General features: G+C 40.5%; 8 protein-coding genes. All 8 read right to left on the bottom strand.

What is annotated here, in order from left to right:
• Nucleotides 1-192: 192 nt before the first annotated feature.
• The 8 genes from ACTNB8_RS15450 to ACTNB8_RS15415 all read right to left on the bottom strand — a co-directional run bounded on the left by ACTNB8_RS15450 (nt 193) and on the right by ACTNB8_RS15415 (nt 12,446).
• On the bottom strand, nt 193-2,439 hold the full coding sequence (locus ACTNB8_RS15450) for a penicillin-binding Tp47 domain C-containing protein (RefSeq protein ID WP_441055982.1): 2,247 nt from the start codon (nt 2,437-2,439) through the stop codon (nt 193-195).
• A 256-nt stretch (nt 2,440-2,695) separates the two neighbouring features.
• Nucleotides 2,696-3,490, bottom strand: a complete 795-nt coding sequence (locus ACTNB8_RS15445; RefSeq protein WP_441055981.1) for an inositol monophosphatase family protein — start codon at nt 3,488-3,490, stop codon at nt 2,696-2,698.
• Nucleotides 3,456-3,755 (bottom strand): helix-turn-helix domain-containing protein, encoded by a 300-nt coding sequence (locus tag ACTNB8_RS15440; RefSeq protein WP_441055980.1) that lies wholly within the window; start codon nt 3,753-3,755, stop codon nt 3,456-3,458. The genes ACTNB8_RS15445 and ACTNB8_RS15440 overlap by 35 nt, the downstream gene beginning before the upstream one ends.
• A 231-nt stretch (nt 3,756-3,986) precedes the next feature.
• Nucleotides 3,987-4,754, bottom strand: coding sequence for a sulfite exporter TauE/SafE family protein (locus ACTNB8_RS15435; RefSeq protein ID WP_441055979.1), 768 nt, complete (start codon nt 4,752-4,754; stop codon nt 3,987-3,989).
• Between the two features lie 24 nt (nt 4,755-4,778).
• Entirely contained in the window at nt 4,779-5,594 is an 816-nt protein-coding gene (locus ACTNB8_RS15430; RefSeq protein ID WP_441055978.1) for a DNA-3-methyladenine glycosylase family protein, read from the bottom strand.
• 91 nt (nt 5,595-5,685) lie between these two features.
• Nucleotides 5,686-5,865, bottom strand: coding sequence for a DUF6472 family protein (locus tag ACTNB8_RS15425; RefSeq protein ID WP_441055977.1), 180 nt, complete (start codon nt 5,863-5,865; stop codon nt 5,686-5,688).
• A gap of 18 nt (nt 5,866-5,883) precedes the next feature.
• The gene (gene rfbF / locus ACTNB8_RS15420; protein ID WP_441055976.1) at nt 5,884-6,660 is read right to left on the bottom strand and encodes a glucose-1-phosphate cytidylyltransferase; all 777 of its coding nucleotides are present in this window, start codon (nt 6,658-6,660) and stop codon (nt 5,884-5,886) included.
• A gap of 179 nt (nt 6,661-6,839) precedes the next feature.
• The gene (locus ACTNB8_RS15415; protein WP_441055983.1) at nt 6,840-12,446 is read right to left on the bottom strand and encodes an Ig-like domain-containing protein; all 5,607 of its coding nucleotides are present in this window, start codon (nt 12,444-12,446) and stop codon (nt 6,840-6,842) included.
• Between the last annotated feature and the right edge of the window lie 275 nt (nt 12,447-12,721).

Below are 12,721 nucleotides of genomic sequence, written 5' to 3'. Positions count from 1 at the left end.
TGGAATACAGCCAGATTTTTGTTGATTTTGAAAAAAATAAAAAGAAAAGAAGTTTTAAAAGAAAAATGGTGCTGGGCATAACACCCAACACCAAGTTTGTCTACAGTCTGAGGGGCGTTGATCCAACGTCCCCGTTCTTTTATTTAGCTTATGAAGGATAAATTTGAAAACTGCTGTCTGTAAACCGTTATATTATTTTACTGTGACTTTGAATTTTCTTGTAATTCCATTGCATTTTACAGTAATTGTTGCAGTTCCTTTTTTCTTACCTTTTACAACACCTTTCTTGGTTACTGTAGCAACTTTCTTGTTGCTGCTCTTGTATGTAACTTTTGAAACCGGTGCTGCTTTTACTTTGATTGTGGTTGTTTTGCCCTTCTTAATCTTTGCAGAAGATTTTGCAAGTTTGAAGGAAGGTTTTTTAACTTTTACAGTAAGAACTTTTTTGTATTTTCCAACAGTAACTGTGATCTTCGCTTTACCTGCTTTTTTACCTGTTACAACACCTTTCGCATTTACTGTTGCAACTTTTTTGTTGTTTGTTTTGAATTTTGCAGTTCCTGTTACGTTTTCTTTTGTTACTTTGATCGTAGCTTTTTTGCCAACATAAACCTGTCCGACTGTTGCTGTGATTCCTGTTGTTTTAACAACTTCCGGTGTTTTAGTTGGTGTTTCAGCTGCTTTAACTGTAACTGTGTATGTTGCGGATTTGCTTCCAAGTGCAGCTGTGATTGTTGCTGTTCCTGCTGCTTTTGCTGTTACAACGCCATCTGCAACTGTGGCAACTTTTTTGTTGCTGGATTTCCATGCAACAGTTCCTTCAAGGTTTGTACTTACTGTAAGTTTATCAGTTCCGCCAACAGTAAGAGTTCCTGATGTTTTAGAAAGGGAGAAAGTTGCTTTTACAAGGCTATCCATCGCATCTGTCAGATGTCCGATCTGCTCATCGATCGCCACCTGTGTTGTTTCAGAAAGATCTTTCAGCATCTCTACTGTTTCATCATATTCACCAGCAAATACATTCCAGGTTTTTTCTGTATATTCTTCTTTTTTCAACTCTGCTGCTTTTGCAACAAGTGCTTCCAGTGCTGTAGTATCAACATTACCTTCTGTTGCACCAACAATGTTTTCTTCTGTTGCCTGGAATGTGAAAGAATAGTCCTCATATCCAAGTGCATATACAGTTACCTTCCAGTATCCTGTACCATCTGTTCCTTCCGGAAGCTGGCATCTCTGAGATTTTGTCAGGCCAAGCTGAACACCATTCTTTTTATGCATCCAGTTATCTGCTGCAAATTTGGTACCAAATGTAACAAGTGCATTACTGTATGTGGAATCATCTCCATAATATGTCCAGGTTACAGCCTGCATTGCAGCACCAAGTCCACCGTAATTTCCAAGTACATCTGCTCTCAGGAATTCTCCATACTGACCGCCTGCTTTCTGAACTTTCGGTTCTGCACCATCAGTTACTGCTGATTTCAGAGCAACATCTTTCAAACCTGAGTCTGTACCAGTCTGTCTCGCACTGAATGAGAATGTACCATCAGCGCTTTCTGTTGCTGTTTTCAGTCCATTGGTATTCTCTGTAACTTCTGCTGTATACTCATATGATGTAAGATTAAGTTCTCCATATCCACCAACAAGTTTTTCTCCATTCATTACTACTGGATATGCTTTTTTGAAATCTTCCAGATCTGCTGTTGCAACTTTTACAGGAACATATTTAAGACCTGTTACTATATAATGATCAAGATGTTCTACTGTTCCATCTGCAAGTGTAGTGTCACCAACAAAAGCTTTCCAGCCAATTTTCTCTCCCTTGGTTGTATAGAACGCACTGCCGTCTGCTTCCCATGAAGAAATATCATATGTATGACCTTCCTGAGAATATACAGTTGCCATACACTGATAACTGCCTCTGTGAACGCCATGATTTGGTGTAGCTCTTGTTACAGTATCAAAAGCTCCTTTGTCATATTCACCTTTTTTATCTTTAACAGATGATGAGGCTGTACTTCCTGCATTCTGGACAGCTTCATTTTTCCAGTACTCAGCCCATGTAAGACCGGCATATACATATGTATACTCTCCCTGTTCTTCTCCTGCGCTGAAGTCATCATCACTTTCTTCTGCACTGAAAGCATCTTCTTCGGAAGCTGTCTCTTCTGTACCTGCTTCTTCTGCATCTTCTTCCTCTGCAATGTCGAGTTCGTTATCATCAACATCTTCTGCCACGATGTCTTCTGTTTCTTCGTCTGATGTCTCTACATCTGCTGTCTCTACATCTGCTGTCTCTTCGTCTTCGGTAATTTCTGCTGCTTCTACAGTGCTGTCTGCAAAATCAGAAGCAAAAGCTGTAACAGGCATGCTGGAAAATGCCACTGCCGCACTCATAACTACAGGCGCAACTTTTTTTAATAAATTGTGTTTTGCCATCTCTTTCCTCCTACTAATTTCCGTTCGTTTCATCTAACCAAATAATTTTATATCATAAAACTGCGGCTATGTCTACCTGACTGTTAGCATTTTCTAACCAATAATTGACTTTTTTTCTCACTAATTCGCTTATTGTATATATTTTCTCAATAAAAGTATAACAAAATCCACTTGTTGCATATGCCTTACTTTTATACAGACAAAAACCTGCTACAGTCCGGCTTTTGCCGAACCATAACAGGTCATCATCCGATTCTTATTCCACTTCTTTTAATTTTGAAAAAGCCTCCCGGCTTTCCTGCCACGCTGCAGGTGTACCGCCGATCACAGAACAGCCCTCATGGAAAGTAATCGGACTGCCGTCAATCTGAGTGATTTTTCCACCTGCTTCCTCCAGGATCACTGATGCAGCCGCATAATCATATGGCTGTAATTTCAGTTCCAGGTATACGGTATTACTACCTGATGCAGCCCTGCAAAGTCCCAGTGCAGCTGAACCGCCGCATCGGATAGAAAGGCTGTTCTGGAACATTTCTTTTACCACTCTGAAAAGCCAGTCAATACCGGCTTCGTTATAGCGGGCACAGCCAAATTCTACAATCCCCTGCTCTACAGGCTTATTTTTCATGATCAGACGCCTGCCATTAAGATAGCTTCCTTTTCCTCTGATTCCCACATACATTTCATCCGTATATGGATTGTAAACAAAACCTGCAATCATTTTATCTCTGTGCGCCAACCCTACAGAAACGCAACTATGGTGATAGTCAAACATGAAATTTGTAGTCCCGTCGATCGGATCAATATAAAAAGTATACTCACCATCCGCATCTGCACCGGCATTGCCCTCGGTATCCTCTTCTCCGAAAAAAGCTGCTCCCGGCAATATCTCACTCAGTCCACGGATCAGAAATCTCTGAATCTCCGTATCATAATCTGTGCAAAAATTAGCCAGACCTTCTTTCTGATGAATGTTTTCTTCTGACGGCCTCGCCCTGCGCATTTTCTGTCCTGCTTCACGTATCAGATTTCCGATGGCTTCTTGTTTCATTTATAACCTCCTGAATGTCCCTGTATGGTACCTGCGTAAAAAGATTTCTGAGTTCATCTGCGATGTCCAACGCCATTGCAATTTTTGTCAGAGATATCAGTGAAATCTGGCCTGAAGACTCAAATCTTTTAATTGAGCCATAGCTTACTCCACTCATTGCAGATAACTTTTCCTGTGAAATGGATCTGCGTTTTCTGATATTTCTTACTCGCTGCGCAAGTTTCTGATCTAATTCTTCGGCTGTTTCCCATATAAATTCCGCCATATTTCCACTCCCATTATATAGATAATATTTTATCTATAACTTCCCAATTATCTGTATAATAGATAATATTTTATCTTTTTTATTTTATCATTTTTGCTTTTAAAACACAATACAGAGTCCAAAAAACCTGCTATAACTTTACATTATGTAAAACTATAACAGGTTTTATGAATGTCAAAGTATGCAAGAGAAGCTACCAGTGGCAGGTTCTCTGTATCAGCTGTAAATATTTTATCCAATCAGTTCTGTAAGGACTTTAATAAAGAAAATCACAATAACAACGATCATGATCGGCTTTACGATTTTGGTTCCTTTGTCTGTGAAGCAGTGACTTCCAAGGAAATTTCCGATCATATTACAGATTCCTGCCGTGATTCCAAGTCCCAGGAGGACTTTTCCATTCACAAGAAATACAACAAGCGCTGTAACATTTGTTGTAAGGTTGATGGCTTTAGTCGTTCCTGCCGCATCATTCATTGTCAGATGGCAGAATCCTGAGAAAAGAAGCATCAGGAATGTTCCTGTTCCCGGTCCGTAAATACCATCATAGATACCGATTCCAAATGCGATCAGTACACATTTAAAAATCAGTGTTCCATTAATCACTTCTTCTGTGTTCTGTGTCTCTCCGCTGAGTGTTTTGCTTCTGGTAACATAGAACAGAATGACCGGAAGTATGATCAGCATGGCAATCTTGAGTACATTTTCAGGAATCATCAATGTCAGCTTTGCGCCAATACTGGAACCCAGGATTGCAGCCAGGATTGACGGAAGGCACAGCTTCCATTTCATAAATCCCTGTCTGAAATAGTGCCAGGATGCAATCGCAGTTCCCATGCTGCTGCTTATTTTGTTGGTTGCAATCGCTGTATGGGCGGGCAGTCCTGCGATCATATACGCCGGAAGTGAGATCAGGCCGCCTCCTCCCGCGATCGAATCCACAAAGCCTGCCAGAAACACGGCCACACAAACAATTCCATACATAATATAAGTATTCAAAACTCTCTCCCCGTTTTCCTCAAATTATTTATCTTTCGTTAATTCATAATAAAAAATATACTGCTGCATGATTCCTCTCATGCCATGATATCTTCTGTTCGGAAAGCCTCTCCTGTAATGTTCGTCAAGCACCTGACGGATATGGGTATCTACCGGAAAAGCATCCATATGATGCAGTGCAAAAAGACAGATACAGTCCGCAACTTTTTCTCCGACACCGCTGAGTTTCAGAAGTTCCCTGCGTGCCCTGCTGTAATATTTCATGTGAAAGATCTTTTCCAGAGATATTTCGCCCTCTTTTATACTTCTGGTTGTTTCTACCAGATATCTGGCTCTGTATCCCAGACCAAGCTCCCGCAGTTCTTCTTCTGTTGCCACTGAAAGCTCCTCAACTGTAGGAAAAGAACAATATTCTGTTCCGTCCTGCGCCCTGAGATGTTTGCCATATTTATGGCAAAGCCTCTCAATACAGCCTTTTATCCGTGAAATATTGTTCTGCTGTGAGATTAGAAATGTAATGATCATTTCCCACAGATCCTGCTGCAAAATCCTGATTCCGCTGCCGCATTCGCCTGCTTTTACGAGATATTTATCCCTGGGATTAATGGCTTTTATATATCTGCTGTAATCTGCATCAATGTCAAAATATGGCACCCAGTAACAGATAAATTCCATATCACTGCAATAAAAATTAACAATTGTCCCCTGCTGGGAGATTTTCAGGTATTTATCTCCTGCAATCAGTTCGTATACGTTTTCTCCTGCTTCTTTCATCCTGAAACACTGCCCTGACTGGCAGATTTCCTTCAGACTGAAGTTTTCCAGTTCTACTGTAATCATTTATCCACTGAACTTCTTTCGTATGTTATCGTTTTCCACATTTTGTCTGACCCTGACTGTTATTCTGTGGACAGACGGAAATCTGTTTTCTTTACATCTGATGGCGGACCACTTTGTACTCGTCACCAGAGCGACAATATGGACATTCTTTGTATTCACTGCTGATAAAACGATAATATTCATCTTCGTCCAGGTTTACATCACAATAATAGCTTTCGCTGTCATCATCATAGACATAATTTGCGCAATAATCGCAGATGCTTCCTTTCATCTCAACACCTCCGACTATTTAATCCCATGTTTTCCATGGAGCATTTCCGGACTGCCAGAGTGCTTCCAGCAGATTTTTCTCGCGAAGTGTATCCATACATTGCCAGAAACCTTTGTGACGATAGGCATTCAGCTGTCCCATACGTGCTGCTTCAACAAGCGGTTCTTTTTCAAAAACAGTATCATCACCTTCGATCAGATCCATAATAGACGGCTCCAGCACCATAAATCCTGCGTTGATCCAGCCACCGTCTTCTTTTTTCTTTTCTTTGAAGTTTGTGATAGTTCCGTCATTCTGAATATCCAGAATCCCAAATCTTCCACCTGGCTGAGCTGCCGTGATCGTAGCCATTTTGCCATGGGATCTGTGATATTTCAGAAGCTCCTCGATATTAATATCTGCAACTCCGTCTCCATAAGTCAGCATAAAAGTATCGCCATCCAGATACTCACGAACACGCTTGATACGACCGCCGGTCATAGTATTCAGACCTGTATCCACAAGAGTGACTTTCCATGGTTCAAGTGCTGTATTATGGACGATCATCTTGTTTTCCTGAGTAAAATCAAATGTGATATTGCTGTTGTGCAGATAATAATCCGCAAACCATTCTTTGATCACATGCTGCTTGTATCCACAGCAGATCACAAACTCATTGAATCCATAACTGGAATACATTTTCATGATATGCCATAAAATCGGTTTTTCCCCGATCTCAATCATCGGCTTCGGTTTCAGATGACTTTCCTCACTGATCCTTGTTCCGAAACCACCTGCTAAAATAACAACCTTCATATAATTTCTCCATTTCCTCTCGGTTATATAATCTGTTCTATTCATAATCTCGTTGTAAGTGAAGCTTCTCTTATTCTAATACAAACCGCCCGAAAAAGAAACAGCAAAAGAAAAACTCCCATGGCTTTTTACACCATGAGAGTCTTCCTATTATCATATCTCTAAAATCCGCTGCTTTTTTATTTAACTGTAATTTTAATCTTATAAGACTTCTTACCGGATTTTACTGTGATGGTTACTTTTCCTTTCTTCTTTGCCTTGATCACACCCTTGGAAGTTACAGTCGCAATCTTTTTATTAGAAGAAGAATATGTAACTTTCTGTTTGCTTGTAACAGGAGATACAGCTGCGGCAAGTTTCAGTGTTCCTTTTGCCTTCATGGTAAGCTTCTTACCAACGTTCTTTCCGGTAGAAGCATTTGTAACCTTGATAGATTTAGTTGCAACTGCTTTTTTCTGAACTTTTACCTTGAAGCTTGCTTTCAGTCCGCTCTGAAGCTGAACTGTGATGGTTGCAGTCTTGCCGGCTTTGATGCCTTTGATCTTTCCGTTTTTGGAAACAGAGACAACTTTCTTGTTGCTGGATTTCCACGAAACAACTTTGTCGCCTTTTCCTGTAGTAACTTTTACATTGAAGGTCTGTTTTCTCTTAAGCGGAACTGTTCCGGAAACATTCATTTCAATTGTTGCTTTCAGCTTCGCTGTCGCAGAAGTTTCTTTCTTTCCGCATACAGAGCAGGATCTTTCCTGCTGTCCTGCGGTCAGAACGGTAGCTTCTTTTGTGGTCTTCCAGCTGCCGTATTTGTGTTTGCCAGTTGCTGCAATTGCACGTTTTTCAACTGTTTTGCAAACTGAACAGGTTCTTTCCTCGGTTCCTGCCACTCCACAGGTTGGCTGTTTTGTTACTTTCCAGTCACTAAATTTGTGTCCTGTTGCCGGAATTGTCTGTTTTTCTACATAACTGCATTTGATACAGGTTCTGTACTTTTCTCCTGTTGCCTCACATGTTGGTTCTTTTGTGACCGTCCAGGAATCATACGCATGACCACCCCACTCCGGCCTTTCTGAGACTGTTCGCTTATGATCATGAACCTTACATTCCTCTGTCCATGACTCCGGTTCTGCACAGTTACCCGGCACATAGGAATCCTCATCTTTAACCCACTGGCATGCATCTTTCCATACCGTCACAGCCACCTCTTTTTTGCCTGTGTAAATATAGATCAGATAAGTTTCACCTTTCTCAAAATACTGAATGCTCATGTCACGCTTCCAGTTTCCGGTATCTCTGCCGATCAGTTGTTTTCCGGTTTTTTCATTAATTACAGAATTTACACTTCCGTTTTCTGTAACAATAGAATAATATCCGGTTTTTTCTGCTGTAAACTTCACTGGATAAATCATCTGGTCAGAAGCTTCCAGTTTCATTGTCATACCTGCTTCCAGTTCTGCCAGCTGCCCCGGAATTTCTGCGGCATTCAGATCTATATTAACTACAAAATCTCCCAGACAAACACTAACTTTGTAAGTACCCTTGTTTGTCCAGTATGCATTCATAAATTCCATTTCACGTCCGGCAGAATCCGGCTTTCCGTAGATAACATCTTCCTGTGAGCCGTCTGTGTAATACTCGGTGAGAATCATACCTTCAAGAGACACTGTGGTGTTTTTACCTTCGTTGTATACTGTGGTCTGGCTCGGCATTTGTTTAAGCTCCACAGACTTCACTGTTTTCGCTTTTTCGACTTTGAATGGAATATCTATGTTACATCTGATATTTTCTCTGTCGATTTCAACAAGATAAGTTTTGTTCTTTTCCAGCACTGTTGAAAATCTGTTTCCTTCAAGCCAGGAACCATGTACATAATTCTTATCAATCGACTGCCCATTCTGTAATGAATACGTATAAATATCATATTCCGGAACAGCTTCACCTTCTTCCGTTCTTGCCTGCCATATATACTCACCATCTTCGTGAGCTGTGAAGATATACCAGGACTCTGTCTTATTATTATTTCGGAACGGATATACTTCTTTTTCATTTTTCAGGGATTCAAGACCGTAAATACCTGCCATCGGAATTTTGACCGTATTTCTGACATCAAATTTTTCTGTATTCAGATCATAAATTCTAAGTTCTGCTGTATATATAAGTTCTTCTGCCTCCAGATTTCTGTAATCATTATCCAGTTCTACTACCCAGTGATTTCCATACAAATCTGTTCCTTCATAGTCATAATCAGGAATTTCTGTAATAAGGCTGCTGCCGTCTTTATAACTGATTTTGAGATCATAAACATCTGACAGATCATTCAAAACATTCAGATCTGATGTTTTCATACCGTCTTTCAGAACGAGATTGAGATTCTCAATGTCCTTATGCTCAGTCATTTTGTTATAATTAACTGTAAAATTCAGTTCTGCATCTAAACCAGAGTACCAGCCCAGCTCATACCTGTATGCAACCCCGCCCTTCAGTTTTGCTGTCAGACTGCAGCCATATACACCTGTCGGATCATCTTCATCAAGAGGTCCATTATCTCCAACTCTGTATAACCTGACATAATTATAGGATTTTCCTTCTGTCCAGAATCTGTAGTAGCCGTCTTCTTCCGGTGTAAATGTAAAGTAGATTCCCCGTTTTGCATTTGTAACGTCAAAGGATTCATGGTAACCATCTTTCAATGGCTGATCTGGAATTTTTACCTGTTCCGTAGTTTTTTCTTTTGATACAGTCAGCTTCACCGGATACGGTGTTGAAACTCTGATCACATAATCTGTTGATTTCGCAAGATCTTTTGTTCTTGTACCATAACCAAGTCCATTTGCATTAATCTCACAGATACATGAAAGTACATCTATGGAACTTTTTACTTCATAACTTCCTGCTTCCTCAGGTGTGAATCTGAAGAACTGATATCCCTCTGCCGGTTCCACCTCCACAGGCGTATCCACTGTAATTTCCTTCATTGATGACAGATCCGGAACTCGTGCATTAATTATTACGCTTCCTGCATTGGCAATTTGCGGAGCCTCTGCTCCTCTGAAATATGGAGTACAGGTCCATGTTCCTGCTTTCAGAGAATTCTCATAATATGCCCCGCCACCCTGTTCATTTGTTATGTTGTAAGCAAATATCCAGTCGCCAATCTGATCTCTTTCTTCCAGAACCCTGCTGGTTCCGTCATCAAATGTAACCGTGGTTTTCAGTCCCATATCCTTAATGGCATCTACACCGGCAACAGCATCTGTTCTGTCTGCAGTAGTTACCATACTTACCGGAACCAGAACTTTGGACGCCGTAACCTGAAGCTCTGCAATATCTTTTTCTTCAATTGCAAATATATAATAAGTTTCGCCTTTTTCAAGTGAAGCATAATGGGTAGTATCTTTCGTACCTGTACCCACCTGATACTCTCCCTCACTGTCATAGAGCATTACATATATCGCTCTGTTAAATGCAAACTCATACGTTCCTGTACTGTCTGGTGTGAAGCTGAACATCACTCGGTTGTTTTCTGCTGTAAATGTCTGTTTTTTGTCTTCTTTTTCAAGAGTATCTTCTGTTGCATCTTTTATGGAAATAACATGTACCGGAATTATCAGCCTTGGTTCATTGCTGTATTCATAAGTGATCCTGGCCTCATATTCACCGGCTGGCAGATTCATTCCTGTTACAGGAATGCTGTTTTCATCTACTGGTACCTCATACAGTCTGAGTCCAAGAGTTCTTCTATATTTATCCTGTGCATAGTTATCGTAAATTTTCAGAATTTCTTCTTCACCATTTTCCATGGTAACTTTTACTTTCAGTCCGTCAAACCGTACTGCATCTATATCTTCCAGAAATGTCAGTTCTTTTTCTTCTGAAGAAATAAGTTCGATGGATTTAACAGTTGGAACCTTAACTATCTCAAGGATATCCTCCAGCGTTTGCCCCATGCTTCCAAATCTGATCAGATATTTTTCTCCGGCTTTCAAAGGATAAGTCTGATTGCCATCTACATTCTCCAGTTTCCCGTTTTCCGTCAGGTGAACTATCCCACCGCGAGTCGGATTATTTTTTGTATATATACTATAATTTCCATCTGTCTCCGGTTCATAGCGATACCATGTGCCTTCAAATGTCAGAGTGACATTATTTTCACCTGTTTTGAGCTTTTGAAGAGTTTGATAACTGTCTTCCAGTGATGTAACCTTTACAGGAACTTCCAGTTCGATTTCGGAACCATTTGAATCTGTCGTTGTAAAGACATATTTGTATTCACCAGCTGCAAGGTTATCCTCCGATTTCGGCCACTCATACTCTGCCCAGCTATTATTTTCATCCTTATAAAAGAATTTCACAGTAACGATGTTTCCATAATTATCATAAATCCTTGATGTATCGCCAAGTCTTACAGTCCACGGTATACCACTGACCGTTTCTCCATATTTCAGTTTCAGACCGCCCGGCAGTTCTGCCCCTTTAATGGCTTCCAGTGCGCTGATCATGGAAATATTGGATTCTGTATATTCCAGTCCTGTGATATAAAGCTGTTCCTTCAGAGACACTGTTGCATTTCCCTGCGTACTTCCTTTAGCTCCGCCCCAGAGCTGGAAATATACGATATCGTCTTTCTTCAGAAGCCATGTGGATCCGGTTAAGGCTTCATAAGTTCCGTCCTCTTTCAGCTTCCATGCAGCAGCGCCATTCGCTGTTACAGAGGCATTAAAACGACCATCTGCGGTGGGAACAAATTTGTAATATCTGTATCCGTTGTCCGGGGACTGAAGCATTTCATTTCTGCCCGCTGTCAAAACCGTATCTCTGTACAGTGCTGTCTTTTCCAGTTCCTGCACATTGAGCATGTGTCCTTCACTCACAATATCACCGTAAGTGAATTTCAGATAATATCTTTTTCCTGCATTGTATTTAAAGACACTGCCTATTGGATATTTCTGATTACTTTCATCCATGATCACCGGTTTAAGTGGCTTTCCTTCATAAGTGCAGCCTGTACTTCCCAGTGGGAATGTGAAAGGTTTACTTGTCTTATCATCATAGTTAAAAGTAAGATTTGCTCCCATATAGCATGGAAGTCCTGCTGCCACATCCATATTTTCATTTCCAGCAGCACCGTTTACTGTAATTGATTCTACCTCTGCAACCTTTTTTACGGTTACATCTGTCTGGAATCTCTCCCTGCTGTCCTGGCTTCCACTATGATAAAAACTGATATAATATGATGTGTTTTCTTCAAGTTCATATGTATACATCTGCTGTTTTGAATCAAGTTTTTTCGTACTTACAGGAGTAAGATCCTGAGTTTCGCCTTTTTTACAAACCATCACACTATAAGGCATTGTAAACTCGTATTTCGCTGTTTTAGAAGGTGTAAACATCCACCATGTACGTTTCAGTCCGGAAAGATGGCTCACACTTTCTGTTGTATAGGTGTTTCCTGCTGTCATAATATTCTCAGGATCACCTGCCTCGACTTCCACTGATGTCAGCTCCGTTCCGAACCAGGTATTATCATCATTATGTGTATTCAGCATTACTTTTACAGAGCTGGTTCCTTCTTTAAGATGACCTCCGGCTCTGCATGTGGAAGTGGAAGAACCCTGCTCATAAAACTCATAATAAAATCTGTTTCCATATTTATCACAGATACTGGTCCGCACTCCGTCAAATATAACTGTCTCTGACTTAACTTCGCTGCCTTTATAATTAACAGTAAGTTCTGCCCCCTCAATAAAACAGTCATCAACGTTTGCCACAAACCTCTTTCTGGCATTATCCATATTCAAAGCGGCAGACACCACCTGAACATCTGCAAAATGTTTCGTCAAATAGACAGTATAAGAGCCTGTACGATTTGTATCCCTCAGGCTTGTACGATAATAATAAGTTTTTCCTTCGGTCAGGGTATTTATAAGACGGAAATTAAATATAGATGCCCCGGTTGTGATATGTACCCCTTTTACTGGACATCCAGTGAAAGGGGTATTTTTATGCGTTATACTTACGAATTTAAGAAAAAAGCTGTTGAATTGTATCGCCAAGGAAAATGGATTGA

The sequence above is a fragment of the Blautia sp. HCP28S3_G10 genome, assembly GCF_052065235.1.
GTDB lineage: Bacteria > Bacillota > Clostridia > Lachnospirales > Lachnospiraceae > Blautia_A.
The sequence above is the reverse complement of the archived record's forward strand: the minus strand, read 5'-3'. Positions and strand labels throughout refer to the sequence as shown.